Here is a 19,487-nt window from a genome sequence, read left to right as displayed (position 1 = left end):
GCTTATAGCGAATCCGCGCCATCCGGCAGGGTTTTCTGGGCCTGCCCCCCATGATTCTCCCCAGCCAGAGGCCGATTCAGAACAATTAACGCAAATTAATGCGCCTGAACCGCCTGCCGCCCTGCGACTGCAACATCTTAGTCTATGATTACTCTCTGTATGCCGCGTGGAAGCGGTCTCACTTTTCCCTTCCCGCCGCATCACGCTGAATACCAGTCCAGCTTCCTGGCTGAAGAGGCGCGCCAGCCCACCTGGCATCCGGGTCTCACTGATTGCTTTACGATTTTTTGACGCTTACGTCATCGACATCCTATTCGCGCGGTGGTCACCATCGCGTATTTCCAGGCTAAATGAGGCAACTGAATGGAATCCAAATCTTTTTCTAAAAGTTGGGGCGCTGAACGGGTTGCCAGTGACGAGGTGCGTTTCCGCCTCTGGGCAACCGGTCAGCAACGCGTGACGCTGCGTCTCGCCGGTAAAGATATTGAGATGACACCGCAGGCTGACGGCTGGTTTGAAGCCCAGGTCGCCGGTGTGGCTGCGAATGCCGAATATGATTTTGTACTGGCGGATGGCACGGCCGTGCCCGATCCCGCTGCCCGCGCCCAGAAAGCGGAGGTCAATGGGCCCTCCCTGGTGATCGATCCTGACGCGTATCGGTGGCAGAACACAGGCTGGAAGGGTCGTCCGTGGACGGAGTCAGTGGTCTATGAACTGCACATCGGCACCTTTACCCAGGAAGGCACCTTCCGGGCGGCAATAGAGAAGCTGCCGATGCTGGCCGAAACCGGCATCACCATGATTGAAGTGCTACCGGTGTCGCAGTTTGGCGGCAATCGTGGCTGGGGCTACGATGGCGTGCTGCTCTATGCACCGCATGCGGCTTACGGTTCGCCGGATGATTTTAAAGCCTTTATCGATGCGGCGCACGGTCTCGGCCTGTCGGTGGTGCTGGATATCGTGCTGAACCACTTCGGCCCGGAGGGCAACTATCTGCCGCTGCTCGCGCCGGACTTCTTCCATAAAGAGCGCCAGACGCCGTGGGGCGCCGGTATCGCCTATGACGTTGATGCGGTGCGCCGCTATATCGTGGAAGCACCGCTCTACTGGCTGCAGGAGTTTAATCTGGATGGCCTGCGCTTTGATGCCATCGATCAGATTGATGACCCGAGCGAAAAGCATGTGCTGGTTGAGATTGCCGAGCGCATCCGCGCCACCATTACCGATCGCCCCATTCACCTCACCACCGAAGATTGTCGAAACGTCACCTTCCTGCATCCGCGCGACGAGAACGGAGATGCTCCGCTGTTTACCGGCGAATGGAACGATGACTTTCATAACGCCGTACATGTACTGGCAACCGGTGAAACCCACGCCTACTACCAGGACTTCGCTGACCAGCCGGCGCAGCGGATAGCGCGGGCGCTGGCAGAAGGCTTTGTCTATCAGGGCGAAGTCTCAGCACAGTCGGGCGAGCCGCGCGGCGTGAAGAGCAGCAGTCAGCCGCCGGTCGCCTTTGTCGACTTCATCCAGAACCATGACCAGACGGGCAACCGCGCGCAGGGCGAAAGGCTGGTCTCGCTGGCAGGTGCAGAGCGGACACAGGTGCTGCTGGCCATGCTGCTGGTCTCGCCACACATTCCGCTGCTGTTTATGGGCGAAGAGTATGGCGAAACCCGACCATTCCTGTTCTTCACCGATTTCCACGGCGATCTGGCTAAAGCGGTGCGTGAAGGTCGCGCCAGAGAGTTTGAAGGCCATGCCGGTCACGGCGAAACGGTGCCGGATCCTAACGATGTCACCACCTTTGAACAGTCGAAACTCGACTGGCAGCGCACAGAAACGCCGGAAGGTCAGCAGTGGCTGGCGCTGACGCGTCATCTGCTGGCGCTGCGTCAGGAACATATCGTGCCGCTGCTGCAGACCGCTGGCGGTGATACCGGTCAGGTGGTGAAAACCGCAGACGGTTTCCTGGCGGTGCGCTGGGACTTCCCGCAGGGCACGCTGTCACTGGCGCTGAACGTCGGCGACAGCACGCAGCCGATTCCCGATTTGCCGGGTGAAACGCTGTTTGCCTGGCCGCAGACCGCAACCGAACTGATTCCCAACGCTATCGTGGTGCGTCTGGCTAAGAGAGAAACAGAATGACTATTCCAACCGCAACGTACCGCATCCAGTTCCGCAACGGCATGACCTTTGACCGTGCGGCGGCGCTGGTGCCCTACCTGAAACAGCTGGGCATCAGCCATCTTTACGCCTCGCCGATCTTCAGCGCCACCGCTGAATCAACCCACGGCTATGACGTGACCGACGTTAACCAGATTGAGCCGTCGATTGGTGGCCGGGAAGGTTTTGACCGCATGGTGGCCGCGCTGAAAGCGGCCGGGCTGGAGCTGATCCTCGACATCGTGCCGAATCATATGGCCGCCTCGCTGGAGAACCCGTGGTGGCGCGACGTCATTGAACATGGCGAACAGAGTCGCTATGCCACTTATTTCGATATCGACTGGTCTCGCCGCCTGACGCTGCCGTTCCTCGGTGACACCTTTGAGGCGGTGCTGGAAAACGGTGATATCAGCGTGCAGCGCGATCCGCAGACCGGCAAACCGGCGCTGGCCTACTTCGACAATTTCTATCCGCTGAAACCTGAGACCTGGCAGGATCGCGAAGAGTCGGTGCTCGCCCTGCGCGATGCCGCAGAGATCGCCGAGCTGCACGACCAGCAGCCGTGGCGACTGATGTCCTGGCGCGACGCGCCCAACGACCTCTCCTACCGCCGCTTCTTTGAAGTAACCGGTCTGGTGGGCGTGCGCGTGGAAGATAAAGCCGTCTTTGATGCCGCGCATCAGCTGATCCTCGAACTGGTTCACAGCGGCGCGGTGCAGGGATTGCGCGTCGACCACGTGGATGGCCTGGCCGATCCGCGCGGCTATCTGGAGCAGTTGCGCCAGGCGGCCGGTCCCGACTGCTATCTCACCGTGGAGAAGATCCTCGGCGACAATGAACAGCTGCCTGATGAGTGGCCGGTTTCCGGCACCACCGGCTATGAGTTTATGGCCGCGCTCGCCAATCTGCTGGTTGACAGCGATCGCCTGAGCGGACTGCGTAAAGCCTATCAGGCGGTGATTGGCAAAACCGTCGACATGAAAGCGGAGCTGCGTGCCGCTAAGCTGCTGATGGCCAACCGCAACTTTGCCGGTGAATTTAACCGCTTACTGCAACTGGCATTGAAAATTGCCGATGCAGAGGGCACGACTCAGCCGGAAGCAGAGCTGAAAAATGCGTTGCGTGAGCTGCTGGTGGCCTTCCCGGTTTACCGCACCTACGGAACGCCGCAGGGCCTGACATCCGCCGACACGGCGCTGCTGCAACAGGTCGTCAGTGAAGTTAAAACGAGCGATCATGCGCCCGACACCCAGGCGCTGGATTTCCTGGCCCGCATTCTGCGTGCAGAGATTGCCGACTCCGCCCGCGACGATGCCACGCAGTTCCGCACCCGCTTCCAGCAGCTGACCGGCCCGCTGATGGCGAAATCGGTCGAGGACACCCTCTTCTTCCGGCAGCACATGGCGCTGGCACTGAATGAAGTCGGCGCTGAACCGCTGGCGCGTCACTTCTCGCTGGATCAGTTCCATGCAGAGATGCAGGCGCGGCGCGAACATCAGCCCGATGCACTGTCGGGCACCTCAACGCACGACACTAAGCGCGGCGAAGATGCCCGTGCGCGGCTCTATACCCTGACCGAAGCGCCACAGCGCTGGGCGGAGTGCGTCAGCCGCTGGCGGGAGATGAACAAGGATCACGTCGTACGCCTGAAAGATGGCCCGGCACCGGAACCGGCCGTGGAGTGGATGCTGTATGAAGCGCTGGCCGGCGTCTGGCCGACCACCCTGCAGCCACAGGATGCGGAAGGTCTGGCGGCGCTGGAAGCCCGCTTTGTGGTCTATGTTGAGAAAGCGATGCGTGAAGCCAAACTGCGCACCGACTGGGCCGACAATAACGATGACTATGAAGAGGCGGTGCTGAGCTATGCCCGTCATCTGCTTGCGCCTGGCAACAACGCCTTCCTCAATGATTTCTGCCAGTCACTGCAACCCTTTATGCGCGCCGGCCTGGTCAACAGCCTGACCCAGACCGTGGTGAAGCTTACCGCACCAGGCGTACCCGACATTTATCAGGGCAGCGAGGCGCTGGACTTCAGCCTGGTCGATCCCGATAACCGCCGCGAACCCGATTTTGATGCGCTGGCGGCGATGCTTAACGCGCCGCAGCAGGACGGCAGTGAGACGCACTGGCTGCGCGGTCAGGTCAATCAACAGGCGATTGTGAAGCTGTTAACGCTGCGTCAGCAGCAGCCAGAGCTGTTCCGCCACGGTGATTATCTGGCGCTGTCGACAGAGGGTGAGCATCAGGACAAGGTGCTCGCCTTTGCCCGCACTCGCGAGGATCAGGCGGTCATCGTGATTGTCTCACGGCGGGTCTTTAACTCACTGCCGGAGAATCTCGATCAGCCGCCCGAGGCGCGCTGGGCTGATACCCATATCGCCCTGCCCGCCGCACTCGGCCAGCGCCGCTATCAGGATGTGCTGAGCGGTAAAACCTTTGATGCAGGCGACAAGCTGCCGCTGACAGAACTGGCATCGCAGTGGTGCGCCGTGCTGGTGGCACAGTGAGTGTCGGGAAGAATTTAGTTTATTACGCGTCAATCTGTTCACTGAATAACGAGGCATAAATGTCAAACAGTCAGCGTTTTGAAATTACGGCGGGTTACAGCCATTTGCTGGGGGCCAATTTTGATGGCCAGGGCGTGAACTTTGCCCTGTTCAGCGCCCACGCCGAGCGGGTTGAACTCTGTCTGTACGATCCCAGCGGTAAAACGGAAATTGCCCGGCTGGAGCTGCCGGAATATACCCACGAAGTGTGGCACGGCTATATTCCGGGCCTGAAGCCCGGCGCGCTCTATGGTTACCGCGTCTATGGCCCTTATGACCCGGAAAATGGTCATCGCTTTAACCCGAACAAGTTGCTGCTCGACCCGTACGCCCGTGAACTGGCGGGCGACATCGCGTGGAACGAGGCGCACTTCGCGTACGATCTCTACCATGACGATAAAGATCTGACGTTCGACACTCGTGACAGCGCCCCGTTTACGCCTAAGTGCCGGGTGATCGACCCGAATGAATTCGACTGGCAGGATAAAAACCGCCCGAATGTGCCGTGGCCGAAAACCGTCATTTATGAAACCCACGTGAAAGGCTTTACGCAGCTCAACACCGCACTGCCGCCGGAACTGCGCGGCACCTTTGATGGTATGGGTCACAAAGCAACCGTCGACTATATCAAAAGCCTGGGCATTACCTCCGTCGAGCTGCTGCCGGTGCACTGGTTCCCGGACGATCAGCATCTGCTGGATAAGGGACTGAAAAACTTCTGGGGCTACAACACGCTGGGCTTCTTTGCGCCCGCGACCCGCTACTTCGGGCCACGCGGCATTCAGGGCTTCCGTGACATGGTGCGCGCCTTCCACGACGCCGGTATTGAGGTCATCCTCGACGTGGTCTACAACCACACCGCCGAGGGTAATGAGCTGGGTCCGACGCTGTCGTTTAAAGGCATCGATAACTTCTCCTATTACCGTACGATGCCCGACCAGCATCGTTACTACATCAACGATACCGGCACCGGCAACACCGTGAATACTTCGCATCCGCGCGTGCTGCAGATGGTGCTCGATTCGCTGCGCTACTGGTCTGAGTCGATGCATATCGACGGTTTCCGTTTTGATCTCGGCACGATTCTGGGCCGCGAACCGGATGGTTTTGACCCGCGCGGCGGCTTCTTCGATGCCGTGATGCAGGACCCGATCCTGTCGCAGAAAAAGCTGATTGGTGAACCCTGGGATATCGGTCCGGGTGGCTATCAGGTAGGTAGCTTCCCGCCAGGCTGGGCAGAATGGAACGATCAGTACCGTGACACAGTGCGTGACTACTGGAAAGGCAACAACGTCTCCACCGACTTCGCCGCCCGCCTGCTGGGTTCCGGCGATCTCTACGACCAGCACGGTCGTCGTCCGTGGGCCAGCGTCAACTTCATCACTGCCCACGATGGCTTCACGCTCAACGATCTGGTGTCGTACAACGACAAACATAACGATGAGAATGGCGAAGACAACAACGACGGTCACAACGACAACCGCTCCTATAACTACGGCGTTGAAGGCCCGACCAATGACGAAGGCATTAACGCGGTGCGCGAGCGACAGAAACGCAACTTCCTCGCCACGCTGATCTTCTCTCACGGCACGCCAATGCTGCTGGCAGGTGACGAGTTTGGCCGCAGCCAGATGGGCAACAACAACGGCTACTGCCAGGACAGCGAAATCTCCTGGGTACACTGGGATAACCTGCCAGAGTCCGCGGAGGCGCTGCGCGAGTTCACCCGTCAGATCCTGACATTGCGTGCTCAGCAGCCGTTGCTGCGTCGTGAAAACTGGCGCGACGGCATGGATATCAAATGGTTTAACGCCGGTGGCGGCTTCCAGCAGAGTGAGCAGTGGGATGAAGGCTCAACGCTGGGCGTCTATATCGGCCGGCCGGATCTGCAGACCGAGGAAGGCATCTGGCATGACGTGCTGATGCTGCTTAACCCGTTCGAAGGCAATGTGCCGTTCCGCATTCCGCAGTTTGGCGAAGGTGGCTGGGTGCTGGAGCTGACCACCAGCGATGTGGCGAAGCGGGGTCTGGTAATCACCAAAGAAAAAGATTTCGAGCTGGAAGGACGCAGCTTCGCTCTGTTCAGACGTCCCTAGTCACTGAACAGGTTAACAATCAGGCAACAGGCGTAGCGCATTTCGCGCTGCGCTTGTTTTTTTGCAAATCGCTGCCAGGCTTAACCGGTTGTTAACAGTAAGAATTGATGCTGATAAGGAGGCATAATGTCCAGATTTACACAGAAGGTTGTGGTTGTGACAGGTGCCGGATCCGGCATTGGCGAAGCCAGCGCAAAGCGCTTTGCTGAAGAAGGGGCATCCGTGGTGCTGGTAGGACGCACCCGACAGAAACTGGAAGAGACGCTGGCTGAAATGACGGCGGGTGATCATCTGGTGGCGGCCTGCGATGTCTCAGAAGCCGGACAGGTTAAACAGCTGTCAGAAACGGTGCTGAAGAAGTATGGCCGTGTAGATGTGCTGGTAAATAATGCGGGCGTTATCGTGCAGGGCCGCATCCATGAAGTCGACCTCGACGCATGGAAAACCCTGATGAAAACTGACCTTGATGGCGTTTTCCACGGTGTTCACTACTTCATGCCAGCGCTGCTGAAGAGCAGAGGTAACGTCGTCAACATTTCCTCCGTTTCCGGCTTAGGCGGTGACTGGGGTATGAGCATCTATAACGCCGCTAAAGGGGCAATTACTAACTTCACCCGTGCGCTGGCGATGGATTACGGTGCGGATGGCGTGCGGGTCAATGCCATCTGCCCCGGCTTCACCTTTACCGATCTGACCGAAGATGCGAAAAAGGATCAGGAACTGCTGGAGCGTTTTTACGATCGCATTCCGCTGCGTCGTGCCGGTGAAGCGGATGATATCGCTCGTGCAATTCTCTTTATTGCCAGCGATGAAGCCAGTTATATTACCGGCGTCAATCTGCCGGTTGATGGCGGACTTACCGCCTCAAATGGCCAGCCTAAACAGGCATAAGTATCAGGGCAGCGTATTACGCTGCCTTTTTTATTCTGAACGCCCCGCCCTGTTAATTCCCTTTATTCTCTTTTACTGCTGCCATTTAATTTCAGTGAATTAATGCTTTGGCGTATGGCGGGTTGGCGTTGCCGCGCGCGCTGGTTTAATTGCCGTGCTGGTCGTGGTCGGGCAAATAAAGGTGCTCAGGCAGGCATTACACAATATGGCATTAGCGTGATGGACTTTCGCCACCGCCAGCGCCTGCTGTCGGGTATAAAGCGAACCAATAAAAACGCGTTTATCGTTCTTTGACAGATTAACGCAACCTTCTTTGTGTAAAATCCATCCACCCATGGGACGCGGGCACAGATAATAATAGCTGGCTTTGAGCATGGTAGTCATCCTGATAGTTGCTGTATGTGTCGTAAAAAAACGAACCAAAATTCGTAAGAGGTTTTATTTGTAATCTGAAGCTTTATTAAACTAACTGAGAATTATCCCTAAAACCACTTTATTGCGTAACGCAAACCGACTTTGAGAATATGCCCTTTTCGGTCTCTATTATCGCTTCAGTCATTCAGCGCGCTTAACGTTCCCGTCCCGCTTTGCAGCCCCGCTTTCATTTAAAGTCTTAATGCATCAGTAAAAAACTGAAATTCAGATTAATCTTTACAAAACAGAAGGTTAATTAGACTACTGCTGCAAACGGCCAGATAGGTTACGGCAGTTATGATTAGAGCCACAACAAACGACATTAACCGCCGCAGAGATACTTATGAGTATTGATAAACTGAGGCTGAAAAAGTGTGAACGCGGCAGAGCGCCTTTCTTTTAGCGAAGCGCTGAGATAGGCAGAGTCGGGGGTTTATCAATAACGGCGGGCGTAATTAACGGCGACTGGCTTGAAAAAGTAAAACGATCGGTTTACTTTTAAAGCATGAAAAAGAGAGATGATATCCTTCAGGCCGCCGAGCGGCTCTTCTATACCCACGGCTTTCACGCCACCAGTACCGATCAACTCTGTCGCGAAGCGGGCGTTTCGACACGCACGCTTTATCATCATTTCGCCTCCCGTGAAGCACTTACCGCCGCGGTGCTTGACGCCCGCGAACAGCGCTTTATGGCGGCGCTGCTGCCAGCGCAACAGCCTGAGGCAATCGCGCATCTGTTTACGGTACTGGGTGAGTGGACGACGTTAAATGGCGCGCGAGGCTGCTTCTTTCTGAAAGCCTGGGGGGAATATGCCGAGCGGGATAGCGGGCTGGCATCTCAGGCACTGGCCTTTCGCGCCACGATGCGCGCTTACATTACGCAATGCGTGACGCATCTGGGCGGCGAAGTTAATCAGCAGCTGAGTGATGCCATCTGGATACTCTTTGAGGGAGCGATTACCACCGCGCTGATTACCGGTCCTGCCGCTGTACGACAGGCGGCACAGGTCGCCAGCCAGTTATTGCAGCGTGGTGAGGTCAGATGAGGTCACCCGCCGCGCTGGCGCTGACCGGCTTTAGCCTGATTGCTGTGACTTACGGCATGGCGCGCTTCTCGTGGGGATTGATGCTGCCTTCGATCTCAGCCGATATCCCGTTCAGCCCGCAGCAGGCAGGCTTGCTGTCAGCCTGCAGCTTTGTGGCCTACTGCCTCACTATTCTCACCGCAGCCGCACTGGCAGACCGCTATGGTGCCCGACTGACCGCGCTGCTGGCGGCCCTGAGTGCCGCATCGGGGTTGCTGCTGCTTGCCTGCGCCTCCTCACCGCTACTGCTGGCGACAGGACTGTTTGTTGCCGGATTGAGTTCAGGGCTGGCCTCGCCTGCACTGGCCGCGGCTGTCAGTAACAGGATTGCGGCTGTAGATCAGCCGCGCATCAATACCCTGATTAACGCCGGCACCAGCGCCGGTATCATTCTGACCGTGGTGATCCTGAGCGTGCTGCCAGGCGGATGGCGGGCCGCTTGCATGCTGTTCGCCCTGCTGTCACTGGCCTGTATGCTGCCGGTAATCCGCGTGCTGTCGGTTCATGCTGTCGGCAGCGCTACTAAAGCGCGACGCTGGCACCAGCGTCTGTACCGTCGCGCTATGCGCCGGCTGATGGGCATAGCGCTGGTTTCAGGTCTGATCAGTGCGGCCTGGTGGAGCTTTGGGTCGGCGCTGCTGCGCCAGCATGTCGGCGTAGATGCAGAGACCGCCCGTTTACTCTGGCTGGTTGCCGGAGGTGCAGGCATTGTGGGTGCAGCAACCGGCCCGGTCGCTGCCCGTATCGGGCTGAACGCGGTTTACCGGCTGTCACTGTGCGGAATGGCATTGCCACTGCTGGTTCTGGCCTTCAGTCACGGTGAATCTACCGGTTTACTGGTTGCGGTGGCCTGCTGCGGCGCAGGATACGTGACGTTGTCGGGCGTGTTGCTGGTATGGGGAGCACAGGCCACGGCTGAAGAGCCCGCGACAGGCGTCGGTATCCTGTTTTTTATGCTGGCAGTCGGTCAGGTTGCGGGATCGCTGCTGTTTGGTCAGCTTTACGCCGCGCTGGGTGCCGGTACGGCATTAACGCTGTTTGCGCTCAGCGCCCTGATCCTGCTCCTGCTGTTTATTACACCATCGCAGAATAGTGACGCATCAGATAAATAAGCCGTAAATTACAAACAGCGTCATAAATCGTGGCGGGAATTAACTGATAATGTTATTTACCAGACAGCGTAAAACAGAACTGCCCAGCGCATCAGAAATAATAATGTCACTTTTATAATTAAACGGATAAAGGCAGCCCCGAAGTTTTTCAGATCGCGCGGATATTTTTAATCCGTGGATTCACCTTTTGCTGAAGTAAATCTTCAGCGGGACCCAGATAATAAGGCACCGCACACTGCTTACCATCTTTGGTAAAAATAATCTGGTTATCCTGCAGGAATAACGCCGTAAAATGGCCCAGCACGACCCCATTTAATTCGAAGCAGTGATTTCGTGCTGCACGCAGCCCCTGCTTACTATTCAGAAAATCAACAAATCGCATCACGCTGCGCCTCCCGTCAATTAATTCACCCTATCGGAACGGCACAGATAATAGCCTTAACCCCGTTGCGGATCATCCGGCTGACGCTGTTTTCAGAATAGGCTTAACCGCCATTCAGAAGCGGGACACAACCGGCGAGGATAACTATTCCCTTTTCGCCAGGCATAGTCCTGGGGGAAGCGCCCGTATTGAAATTGCTGACGCGCACGAGATTTATATTGCGCGCTCTGAGCGCCCGCTATACCGTTGTTTTTCAACATGTGCAGACGATCAGGGCAAACCTCATGATGGAAATTTTTGATGCAGATGAACGCCACATCCCGGCGATTCAGCAGATTTACGCCTGGCATGTCCTTAACGGCACCGGCTCATTTGAGACCGTGCCCCCTGACGCTGCAGAGATGGGCGAGCGAATGCGTAAGATACAGCAGGCGGGGCTGCCGTGGTTCATCGCTGTCAGCGACGGCGACGTACGTGGATTTTGCTATCTGGCACCTTACCGCCCGCGCCACGCCTACCGCCATACGCTGGAAGACTCGATTTATATCGACCCCGGCTTTCAGAAGCGCGGTGCCGGTTCACGTCTGCTGGAGCATACCATCCAGTGGGCGGAGCAGAAAGGCTACCGCCAGTTGATCGCCAACGTCGGCGACAGCGAGAACCGGGGGTCGATTGCCGTGCACCAGGCAGCAGGATTTGAAATGACCGGCATTCTGCGCTCGGTGGGGTTTAAACAGGGCCGCTGGCTGGATACCGTTTTTATGCAACGTTCTCTGGGAACAGGCGATACCACGCCGCCAGTTGACTAAAATATTAGCGTCAGAATAAGAAAGTCATACTGGCCCTCGTTTTCCCAAGGAGAAGCTTCTGGTAAGGTGCCTTAACAAAAAATAAAAAATTCCGGAAACCTTTATGTTGTCGACAATCATCTATCGCAGCCACATCACTGAACATGTGCAGCTCGAGACCCTGAATGATTTGGCGCGGAAAGCGAATAAAATCAACAAATCGTCCAGTGTCACCGGAATTTTACTGTTCAATGGCACGCATTTTTTCCAGCTTCTGGAAGGCCCGGAGGCGGCGGTTAAGGCGGTCTATAGCCGGATTTGCCAGGATCCGCGCCACCACAATCTGGTCGAACTGCTGCGCGATTACGCTCCGGCGCGACGTTTTGGTCATGTTGGTATGGAGCTCTTCGATCTGCGGCTGCACGATCAGGAAACCGTGCTGGAGTCAGTGCTGGAAAAATGCACGACGAAATATCAGATGACCTATGCCGATCGTGCACTGCAGTTCCTGCGCACCTTTGTTGAAGCGCGCGAAAAAGAGAACTATTTCGAGATCCCTGCCGCCAGCGGCTGGACGTTTATTCGTAATGAGACAGAGCAGCGCGAAGGCGATGCGGCGCTGTTGGCTACGGATGAAGTCAGCTTTGCGTTTCAGCCTATTGTTGATCCCTTCGCCTGCGAGATCGTTTCACTGGAAGCACTGCTGCGCGGTCCGCAGGGAGAATCGCCGCTCGACTACTTTGCCCGACTGACACGCGAGCAGCTTTATCAGGTCGATCTGCAGTCGAAAAAGATCGCCTTTGCGCAGGCGAAGAAGCTGAGGATTGAGGGGATGACCCTGTCGATCAATCTGCTGCCGATGACGCTGGTAGAAGTGCCCGACGCCGTCCCCTTTTTGCTGGATGAGATTGCGGCCCATGGGCTGGTGCCCGAGCAGGTCATGGTTGAGTTCACCGAGAATGAAATCATCTCGCAGCCGGAAGCGTTTGAAGCCGCCATCAGGCAGCTGAAAGCGGCCGGTATCAGCCTGGCGCTGGATGATTTCGGTGCCGGTTTTGCCGGGCTGTCGCTACTGACCCGCATTCAGCCCGACAAAATTAAGATCGATCGCGCCATCATCTCTGACGTGCATAAAAGTGGGCCGAAACAGGCGATCATCCACGCCATTCTGAAATGCTGCGCCTCACTGGAGATCGGTGTGATCGCCGAAGGCATTGAACAACCGGAAGAGTGGATGTGGCTGGAAGCCGCGGGCGTGACCCAGTTCCAGGGGTTCCTGTTCTCGGAGCCTGAACTGAATGGCGTTGCGGCCGTGGCCTGGCCGGAGCTGATTTAACCTCCTGCGATTTGGATGATTTTACGTCTCCCTGCCTTGCTGGATCACCCGGCGGCTGCTAAATAATTAACAGCGCCGGAGGATCATCTTTCTGTCATCTTCCCGCGTCACAGTCAGTCATGACCCCATCAGTGATTAAATGTTTAGCAGTCAGATGTTCAGTGTTTAGGCCAGCGCTACGCGCCATGCGTGCGACGTGACTCCCGGGACAGCATTTGAGGAACTGAATGAAGCAAATCATCCGCGGTGATAAAGAACCCTCCCATATTCTGGCAGCGACCCGTGCGCTCGAAGCGCACTACGCCCGCTACGGAGAAGGTAATAAGTACCATCCCATCATCTATTCCATCGCATACCGCAGCCGGTTTTATCAGGTTGAGGTCATTACCCGACGTGAAACCATGGTAGCCACGGTGATTACCGGGGTTCGTAATCTGACGCATCTCTCCGGCGCCGCCTGACGGCCGCCTGCTCGCCTGCGGGGGCAAACTGGCCCCCGCATCCCCCGCTTAACGCCGGTAGAGGGAATTGGCCGGATAAATTGCGCCTATCACGCTTTTCTCTCGTGCGCCCGTCACCGCAGGCAGATTGCCCGGCAGACCGGAGAGCGTACGGAACGCCAGCCAGGCAAACGCCAGCGCCTCCATGTCATCACCACTGATACCCGCCGCATCGGTGGTCGCCACTTCCGTTCCCGGAAGGTGTGCTGCCAGCCGCGCCATCAGCAGCGGATTGCGACTGCCACCGCCACACACCAGCAGACGATCGCAGCCATCATTGAGTAACACCTGCTGTGTAATGGTGATGGCGGTCAGCTCCACCAGCGTGGCCTGCACATCCTGCGGTGCCAGACCCGGGAAATAGCGCAGATGCTGCTCCAGCCAGCCCAGATTGAAGTGTTCGCGCCCGGTGCTCTTCGGCGGCGGCAACGCAAACCAGGGTTCGCGCAACAGCGCCTCCAGCAGAGCCGGGATCACCGAGCCGCTGCGCGCCCACTGCGCATCTTTGTCATAAGGCTGACCCTGATTGCGCCATATCCAGGCGTCCATCAGCATATTGCCGGGACCGGTATCGAAGCCGCGCACCGCCTGTCCCGGGATCAGCAGCGAGAGATTGGCGATGCCACCAATATTCAGCACCATGCGGCGTTCTGCGGCATCCATCAGCAGCGCCTGATGAAAAGCAGGCACCAGCGGCGCGCCCTGCCCGCCCAGCGCCATGTCACGGCGGCGAAAATCGCCCACCACGGTGACGCCGGTTGCCGCGACGATCTGGTTATTGTCACCAATCTGCAGCGTATTTGGCGCGTCACTCTGGGGCTCATGCCAGACGGTCTGACCATGACAGCCAATCGCCGTGATATCGCTGGCCTCCAGCGATTCGCGCTTCATTAATGTCACGACGGCTTCAGCGAAGAGCTGGCCGAGGCGGGTATCAAGCTGACCGAGCTGTGACAGGGTCAGGGACTGACCCTGGCAAATCGCCAGAATGGCCTGACGCAGCGCAGGTGGCATCGGATGGCAGTAACTCGCCTGCTGCGCCACCATATTCTCATCAATGGCGGCCAGCACCACATCCACGCCATCCAGGCTGGTGCCTGACATTACCCCGATATAGCGTCCTGATTTCATAACCATTCCTTACTTCCGGCGGGAAGTGCGATTCATCTGCGGTTAGCCTGACAAATAATGATCGCTAATTCTATGATTAAATTCTTTTTATCCGATCGTGCTGACCAGTAACGTTACGGGACTATTTTTAAACGACGATTGAATTATTGTTGATCTTACATAGTCTATGCTTCGTCTAACCGTGTTTTATTCGGACAGGGATTAATTTGCCAGTTTTGTGTCTTATACTGTGTGCAGGATATAGCGATAAACGTGGCGCCTTCTCGACTAAAGGAGTTTCAAATGATTAAGCGTGTAATTGTGGTCGCTCTGGCCGGTGCGATGCTGGCAGGTTGTAGCAATACCAGTACGCTGTCGGGTGACACCTACAGTGCCAGTGAAGCCAAGCAGGTGCAGAGCGTGTCGTACGGTACGTTAGTCTCTGTGCGTCCGGTGAAAATCCAGGGCGGTGATGAAAGCAACGTCATCGGTGCAATCGGTGGTGCGGTGCTGGGTGGCTTCCTGGGTAATACCATTGGTGGCGGCACCGGACGTAGCCTGGCAACAGCCGGTGGTGCGGTTCTGGGTGGCGTAGCAGGCCAGGGTGTTCAGGGCGCAATCAATAAAACCGATGGCGTTGAGCTGGAAATCCGTAAGGATGATGGCAACACCATTATGGTGGTTCAGAAACAGGCCGCCTCGCGTTACTCCGTTGGCCAGCGTGTTGTCATGGCGTCCAACGGCAGCCAGGTGACGGTTTCACCTCGCTAAGGCTGCAAAACAAAAAACCGACGCCCGGGCGTCGGTTTTTTTATTTCTCTTTGTGCTGAAGTTCGAGAATGTTTTTCTCAAGCCGGGCGATCAGCGTCACCATCTGACTAATCTCTTCCCGACTGATGCCGGACAGAATGTCATCCCGCGTCTCATCAATCACACTCTCAACCTGTTCGATAATCGGCTCCGCCTGCTGCGTCAGCTTAATGCGCTTGGCGCGACGATCGTTGGCGCAGGTCGAACGGGTAATCAATCCTTTCTCTTCCAGTTGATCCAGCGTCCGCACCAGCGAAGGCTGTTCAATACCAATCGCCTTGGCTAACTGAATCTGCGACTGTTCGGGCGGCAGTTGATGAATATTGTGCAACGTCACCCAGTGAGTCTGAGTCAGCTCAAGCGGCTTGAGCCGCTGATCAATCAACGCGCGCCAGATGCGCACCAGGCGAGATAAATCCGTTCCGAGGGGCGTATCCATTTCATCTCCTTATAATTAGCTTGCTAGCTATCAAGCCAGATTTTACACTATTCTGCGAGTTTACAGGACAAATTACAAATCCCGGACCAGGCTACGATTACGCGGCAGCGCGTTCAGTCTGCCGTCTGGGTTAACGAAGGATGTTATCACGTGCTCACTCCTGCTTTTTCAGGTGCGAAACCGCTAACCGATTTGGTCGTGGGTGCCTCGCTTTTTTTCCCGCCGATATTCAAAGCGGTGCTGCTCGGCTTCTTTTTCTGGCTGCTGATTCACCCGCTGGTGCGCGGCTGGATCTACTCCGGCGACGTCTGGCATCCCACCCTGTTTGATCTCTCCCTGTTTGTGCTGTGCGTTACCGCCGCACTCTGGCTCATCGGTCACGGATAATCGATATGAAATTTAACGCGGTAAAATACTTTTCAACGCTGATTGTGTTTGCGCTGGCGCTGCTGGCCGGTGGCTGGCTGTGGAACTACTACATGCAGTCGCCCTGGACGCGTGACGGAAAAGTGCGGGCAGAACTGGTGGATATTACGCCTCAGGTGTCGGGCCGGATTACGCAACTGAAGGTCAGAGACAATCAGTTCGTGCATCAGGGCCAGCTGCTGTTAACGCTGGACCCGGTGCCATGGCAGATTGCACTCGACAACGCTGCCGCCCAGCTCAGCAAAGCGCAGGCGGACCTGGCGAAAGCGCAGCATGAATATCACCGGCGCAGCAGTCTGCCGCGTAACATCATCTCCGCCGAGGATCTGGATGCGGCACGCTTAAGCGCGGAAGCCACCGCCGCCAGTGCCAAAGCCGCGCAGGCGGAACTGGAGCGAGCGCGCTGGAATCTGCAGCAGACGACGCTGACCGCACCGACAGATGGCTGGATCACGAATCTGACGCTTCGTCCCGGCAACTATGCGACAGCGGGGTCGCCCCTGTTTGCGCTGGTCGACAGCCACTCTTATTACGTCTTAGGCTATTTTGAAGAGACCAAGCTGCGCCATATTCACGCTGGTGCGGCGGCTCAGGTGGTGCTTTACAGCAATGGCATGCGGCTGCAGGGCCAGGTGGACAGTATTGGCCGCGCTATCTATGACCAGAGCATTGAGACCGACAGCGGTCTGGTGCCTGATATCAAACCCAACGTGCCCTGGGTGCGGCTGGCGCAGCGGGTGCCGGTGCGCATTCGTCTCGATCCGCTCCCGGCTGATGCCAGTCTGGTTGCGGGCACCAGTTGCACCATCACCATCCAGCCATGAATGTTCAGTGGCTGGCCTGGGATCAACTGCCCTGGATTAAGGCGAACGGCGGTCAGTGGCGCTATGCGTTGCGGAATGCTATCGCGATGTGTCTGGCGCTGAGCATCGCCTATGGCCTGGATCTTGATGAGCCTTACTGGGCGATGACCTCCGCCGCCGTGATCAGCTTTCCTACCGTGGGCGGCGCGATCGGTAAAAGTCTGGGCCGCATCGTCGGCAGTCTGCTCGGGGCCACCGCCGCGCTGCTGATTGCCGGACATACTCTGAATGAGCCCTGGCTGTTTACCTTTGCGATTGCCGGCTGGCTGGCGCTCTGCACCGGCATTGCAAACCACTACCAGAACAATGTCGCCTATGCCTTTTCGCTGGCGGGTTACACCGCCGCTATTATTGCCTTCAGCAGCGTCAACATCACTGATATCACCTCGCTGTGGACGATCGCCCAGGCTCGCGTCTGTGAGGTGATCTCCGGTATTCTGTGCGCCGGTTTGATGATGATGGTGCTGCCGAGCACCTCCGATGGCGAAACGCTGATTACCTCCCTGAAACAGATGCATGCGCGATTGCTGGAACATGCGGTATTACTGCTGCAGCCCTCGGCCAGCGATACCATTCGCACCGCACATGAAAACGTCATCAGCCAGATCCTCACCATGAACCTGCTGCGCATTCAGGCGTTCTGGAGCCACTACCGTTTTCGCCGACAGAACAACGTCCTGAACTATGTGCTGCACCAGCAGTTGCGACTTACCAGCGTGCTCTCCAGCCTGCGCCGTATGCTGCTCAACTGGCCTGACGCGCCAGAGGCGCTGTTTGAGGCGCTGCAGCAACTGCTGGCGGAGCTGGCAAAACCGGCGTGTGATAAATATCGTCTGGCGCAAATCCTGCGCAGCGTGACACCCGCAGCGGATGGCGACTACCGGCAGCGCGCCTTTTGTCAGCGGCTGCGCTACTTCTGCTGGATGTACCTCAACGTGCTGCGCTGGATCCGTCTGCTGGATCGCGCCGATGCCGATACCCGCTTTCAGCCACCGCCGGTTCCGGCGCTGGCGCGTGACAGTGACAGTGCCGAAGCGGGCTGGAGCGCCCTGCGCACCTTCTGCGTGATCGTACTGGGCTGCGCCTTCTGGATTAATACGCAATGGTCTTCCGGGGCCTCGGCGCTCACCCTGACCGCCATTGCCTGCGTGCTTTATGCCTCTGCCCCCTCACCCGGCGGCAGCGTCACGCTGCTGCTGAAAACGCTGCTGTGGCTGTTTGCATTTAGTTTTGTGATGAAGTTTGGCCTGATGGTGCAGATCGGTCAGCTATGGCCGTTTTTACTGTTTCTGTTTCCGCTGCTGGTGACGCTGCAACTCTTCAAGCTGCAACAGAAACAGCGCGCCGGGATGTGGGGGCAGTTCATCGTCTTTATGGGCTCGTTTATCGCGGTGACTAACCCGCCCACGTGGGATTATCAGGACTTTTTTAACGATAACATCGCCAAAGTCTGCGGAGTGCTGCTCGCCTGGCTGGCGTTTCAGATCCTGCGGCCCAGCTCCGATGCGCGGCGCAGCCGGCGGCATATCTGGGCACTGCGGCTGGCGTTTCTCGATCAGCTGCGGCAACGACCCCGGCTCAGCGAGAGCCGCTTTGAATCACAGATTTATCATCGCATCAGCCAGCTCAGCCATAGCCGGGATGAGCAGGCGCGCGTCTGGCTTCTGCGCTGGGGCGTGGTGCTGCTCAACTGTTCGCATATCGTCTGGCAGCTGCGTGAATGGCGCGCCGGTTCAGCAACGCTGATGGCATTTCGCGATAACAGCCTGCAAAATTTACAGCAGATTATCAGCAGCCGCGGCGTACGGCACAGTTCGCTGGAACAGATGCTGACGGAACTGGAAGCGACCATTACCGCGTTACTGGCGCTGGAAAACAATGAGGCCAGCGAACTGGCGGGGATTATCTGGCGATTACGCTGTTCGCTGGCACAGCTGAAGCAGGCTGTGCCGGAGTGATTACTGGCAATACTGCTGCTGTTGACGGTTAAAATCATCCTGCAGCTGTTGCAGCGTTTTATGGCCCTCGAAGCGGGTTTTATCCATCTCGGTCATCGGTTCAATCACCAGCGCTTTCTCATCAGGTGAGAAGATAAAGCGACGCGTCAGTTCGGTGCCGGTAAAACTCTGACCGTGAATGCCACCGCACACCATGGTCATGGTGCGGCGATAAATTGTGGTGTCAGTGAAATTGGTTTCAGTGGCGCTGCGAAAAACCTGATCGCACCCCTGCGCTTCCAGCTTGCGCACCATGTTGCGACTGAGCCATTCACGACCTCTGGCGATCTTTTCACAGGTGACACGCATCTTGCTGGTATCAATGGTGCGCTGAAGCTCGCGTCCGGTTTCAGTGACCAGCTGCGTATCATTGGGTTTATCGCATCCCACCAGCAGCAGACACAGCAGTAATGCACCCTTGAATTTCATTTTCCCGCTCCTTTCCTCATCACGCTTTCTTACCTGAATCAATATCATAGGGGGGAAATGACGGGGATGGTATAACAATTCATAAACAGGCGGGATAA

Annotated in this window: 18 protein-coding genes; 13 read left to right on the top strand and 5 right to left on the bottom strand. The window is 57.0% G+C overall.

What is annotated here, in order from left to right:
- The first annotated feature begins 363 nt into the window (after positions 1-363).
- From treZ to BY447_RS19320, 4 genes are all read left to right on the top strand, one after another.
- Positions 364-2,148 (top strand): malto-oligosyltrehalose trehalohydrolase, encoded by a 1,785-nt coding sequence (treZ, locus tag BY447_RS19335; RefSeq protein WP_110331861.1) that lies wholly within the window; start codon positions 364-366, stop codon positions 2,146-2,148.
- Positions 2,145-4,673 carry a malto-oligosyltrehalose synthase gene (treY, locus tag BY447_RS19330; protein WP_110331860.1) on the top strand — a complete coding sequence of 843 codons (2,529 nt, stop codon included), beginning with the start codon at positions 2,145-2,147 and terminating at the stop codon, positions 4,671-4,673. The genes treZ and treY overlap by 4 nt, the downstream gene beginning before the upstream one ends.
- Before the next feature lie 59 nt (positions 4,674-4,732).
- On the top strand, positions 4,733-6,808 hold the full coding sequence (gene glgX / locus BY447_RS19325; protein ID WP_110331859.1) for a glycogen debranching protein GlgX: 2,076 nt from the start codon (positions 4,733-4,735) through the stop codon (positions 6,806-6,808).
- 126 nt (positions 6,809-6,934) lie between these two features.
- Positions 6,935-7,699, top strand: a complete 765-nt coding sequence (locus BY447_RS19320; RefSeq protein ID WP_110331858.1) for an SDR family NAD(P)-dependent oxidoreductase — start codon at positions 6,935-6,937, stop codon at positions 7,697-7,699.
- A gap of 99 nt (positions 7,700-7,798) precedes the next feature.
- Here BY447_RS19320 and BY447_RS19315 read toward each other — a convergent pair whose 3' ends face one another.
- Positions 7,799-8,074, bottom strand: a complete 276-nt coding sequence (locus tag BY447_RS19315; RefSeq protein WP_033732518.1) for a hypothetical protein — start codon at positions 8,072-8,074, stop codon at positions 7,799-7,801.
- A gap of 544 nt (positions 8,075-8,618) precedes the next feature.
- On the opposite strand from BY447_RS19315, the gene BY447_RS19310 reads away from it, so the two are divergent.
- Together BY447_RS19310 and BY447_RS19305 are read left to right on the top strand one after the other, a co-directional pair.
- Positions 8,619-9,158 (top strand): TetR/AcrR family transcriptional regulator, encoded by a 540-nt coding sequence (locus BY447_RS19310; RefSeq protein WP_110331857.1) that lies wholly within the window; start codon positions 8,619-8,621, stop codon positions 9,156-9,158.
- Complete coding sequence (locus BY447_RS19305) at positions 9,155-10,309, top strand: MFS transporter (protein WP_110331856.1); 1,155 nt, start codon at positions 9,155-9,157, stop codon at positions 10,307-10,309. Before BY447_RS19310 ends, BY447_RS19305 begins: the two co-directional genes overlap by 4 nt.
- 148 nt (positions 10,310-10,457) lie before the next feature.
- On the opposite strand, the gene BY447_RS19300 is transcribed toward BY447_RS19305, so the two are convergent.
- Positions 10,458-10,691 carry a hypothetical protein gene (locus BY447_RS19300; protein WP_041456831.1) on the bottom strand — a complete coding sequence of 78 codons (234 nt, stop codon included), beginning with the start codon at positions 10,689-10,691 and terminating at the stop codon, positions 10,458-10,460.
- 287 nt (positions 10,692-10,978) lie between these two features.
- Between BY447_RS19300 and BY447_RS19295 the strand changes: the two genes are divergently transcribed.
- The 3 genes from BY447_RS19295 to BY447_RS19285 all read left to right on the top strand — a co-directional run bounded on the left by BY447_RS19295 (position 10,979) and on the right by BY447_RS19285 (position 13,276).
- Positions 10,979-11,500 carry a GNAT family N-acetyltransferase gene (locus BY447_RS19295; RefSeq protein ID WP_041457211.1) on the top strand — a complete coding sequence of 174 codons (522 nt, stop codon included), beginning with the start codon at positions 10,979-10,981 and terminating at the stop codon, positions 11,498-11,500.
- A gap of 103 nt (positions 11,501-11,603) precedes the next feature.
- A complete protein-coding gene (locus tag BY447_RS19290) occupies positions 11,604-12,815 on the top strand; it encodes a diguanylate phosphodiesterase (RefSeq protein WP_110331855.1) in 1,212 nt (403 codons plus the stop codon).
- Between the two features lie 227 nt (positions 12,816-13,042).
- A complete protein-coding gene (locus BY447_RS19285) occupies positions 13,043-13,276 on the top strand; it encodes a DUF4060 family protein (protein ID WP_013357724.1) in 234 nt (77 codons plus the stop codon).
- 48 nt (positions 13,277-13,324) lie between these two features.
- Here BY447_RS19285 and anmK read toward each other — a convergent pair whose 3' ends face one another.
- A complete protein-coding gene (gene anmK, locus BY447_RS19280; protein ID WP_110331854.1) occupies positions 13,325-14,446 on the bottom strand; it encodes an anhydro-N-acetylmuramic acid kinase in 1,122 nt (373 codons plus the stop codon).
- A gap of 282 nt (positions 14,447-14,728) precedes the next feature.
- On the opposite strand from anmK, the gene slyB reads away from it, so the two are divergent.
- On the top strand, positions 14,729-15,196 hold the full coding sequence (slyB, locus tag BY447_RS19275) for an outer membrane lipoprotein SlyB (protein ID WP_013357722.1): 468 nt from the start codon (positions 14,729-14,731) through the stop codon (positions 15,194-15,196).
- Between the two features lie 40 nt (positions 15,197-15,236).
- On the opposite strand, the gene slyA is transcribed toward slyB, so the two are convergent.
- Positions 15,237-15,674, bottom strand: a complete 438-nt coding sequence (slyA, locus tag BY447_RS19270) for a transcriptional regulator SlyA (protein WP_010245551.1) — start codon at positions 15,672-15,674, stop codon at positions 15,237-15,239.
- A gap of 150 nt (positions 15,675-15,824) precedes the next feature.
- On the opposite strand from slyA, the gene BY447_RS19265 reads away from it, so the two are divergent.
- From BY447_RS19265 to BY447_RS19255, 3 genes are read left to right on the top strand one after another with little or no spacing between them, the layout of a single operon-like run.
- Positions 15,825-16,061 (top strand): DUF1656 domain-containing protein, encoded by a 237-nt coding sequence (locus BY447_RS19265; RefSeq protein ID WP_013357721.1) that lies wholly within the window; start codon positions 15,825-15,827, stop codon positions 16,059-16,061.
- A 5-nt stretch (positions 16,062-16,066) separates the two neighbouring features.
- Positions 16,067-16,924: an HlyD family secretion protein gene (locus BY447_RS19260; RefSeq protein WP_013357720.1), complete on the top strand. Its 858-nt coding sequence runs from the start codon at positions 16,067-16,069 to the stop codon at positions 16,922-16,924.
- Positions 16,921-18,921 (top strand): FUSC family protein, encoded by a 2,001-nt coding sequence (locus tag BY447_RS19255; RefSeq protein WP_110331853.1) that lies wholly within the window; start codon positions 16,921-16,923, stop codon positions 18,919-18,921. The genes BY447_RS19260 and BY447_RS19255 overlap by 4 nt, the downstream gene beginning before the upstream one ends.
- On the opposite strand, the gene BY447_RS19250 is transcribed toward BY447_RS19255, so the two are convergent.
- Positions 18,922-19,389, bottom strand: coding sequence for a hypothetical protein (locus BY447_RS19250; RefSeq protein WP_107319624.1), 468 nt, complete (start codon positions 19,387-19,389; stop codon positions 18,922-18,924). It abuts the gene before it with no gap.
- Positions 19,390-19,487 lie beyond the last annotated feature (98 nt).

Origin of the sequence: Pantoea sp. JKS000250 (assembly GCF_003201065.1) — a bacterium.
Taxonomy (GTDB): Bacteria; Pseudomonadota; Gammaproteobacteria; order Enterobacterales; family Enterobacteriaceae; genus Pantoea; species Pantoea vagans.
Note: the sequence above shows the minus strand (reverse complement) of the source record. Positions and strands in the feature narration are given on the sequence as shown.

Bases quoted from the DNA above. Each gene is read 5' to 3' on its own strand.
- BY447_RS19255 (WP_110331853.1), top strand. From the start codon at position 16,921: ATGAATGTTCAGTGGCTGGCCTGGGATCAACTGCCCTGGATTAAGGCG.
- BY447_RS19320 (WP_110331858.1), top strand. From the start codon at position 6,935: ATGTCCAGATTTACACAGAAGGTTGTGGTTGTGACAGGTGCCGGATCC.
- glgX (WP_110331859.1), top strand. From the start codon at position 4,733: ATGTCAAACAGTCAGCGTTTTGAAATTACGGCGGGTTACAGCCATTTG.
- BY447_RS19315 (WP_033732518.1), bottom strand. From the start codon at position 8,074: ATGCTCAAAGCCAGCTATTATTATCTGTGCCCGCGTCCCATGGGTGGA.
- treZ (WP_110331861.1), top strand. From the start codon at position 364: ATGGAATCCAAATCTTTTTCTAAAAGTTGGGGCGCTGAACGGGTTGCC.
- BY447_RS19250 (WP_107319624.1), bottom strand. From the start codon at position 19,389: ATGAAATTCAAGGGTGCATTACTGCTGTGTCTGCTGCTGGTGGGATGC.
- BY447_RS19300 (WP_041456831.1), bottom strand. From the start codon at position 10,691: ATGCGATTTGTTGATTTTCTGAATAGTAAGCAGGGGCTGCGTGCAGCA.
- BY447_RS19290 (WP_110331855.1), top strand. From the start codon at position 11,604: ATGTTGTCGACAATCATCTATCGCAGCCACATCACTGAACATGTGCAG.
- slyB (WP_013357722.1), top strand. From the start codon at position 14,729: ATGATTAAGCGTGTAATTGTGGTCGCTCTGGCCGGTGCGATGCTGGCA.
- slyA (WP_010245551.1), bottom strand. From the start codon at position 15,674: ATGGATACGCCCCTCGGAACGGATTTATCTCGCCTGGTGCGCATCTGG.
- treY (WP_110331860.1), top strand. From the start codon at position 2,145: ATGACTATTCCAACCGCAACGTACCGCATCCAGTTCCGCAACGGCATG.
- anmK (WP_110331854.1), bottom strand. From the start codon at position 14,446: ATGAAATCAGGACGCTATATCGGGGTAATGTCAGGCACCAGCCTGGAT.
- BY447_RS19295 (WP_041457211.1), top strand. From the start codon at position 10,979: ATGGAAATTTTTGATGCAGATGAACGCCACATCCCGGCGATTCAGCAG.
- BY447_RS19260 (WP_013357720.1), top strand. From the start codon at position 16,067: ATGAAATTTAACGCGGTAAAATACTTTTCAACGCTGATTGTGTTTGCG.
- BY447_RS19285 (WP_013357724.1), top strand. From the start codon at position 13,043: ATGAAGCAAATCATCCGCGGTGATAAAGAACCCTCCCATATTCTGGCA.
- BY447_RS19305 (WP_110331856.1), top strand. From the start codon at position 9,155: ATGAGGTCACCCGCCGCGCTGGCGCTGACCGGCTTTAGCCTGATTGCT.
- BY447_RS19310 (WP_110331857.1), top strand. From the start codon at position 8,619: ATGAAAAAGAGAGATGATATCCTTCAGGCCGCCGAGCGGCTCTTCTAT.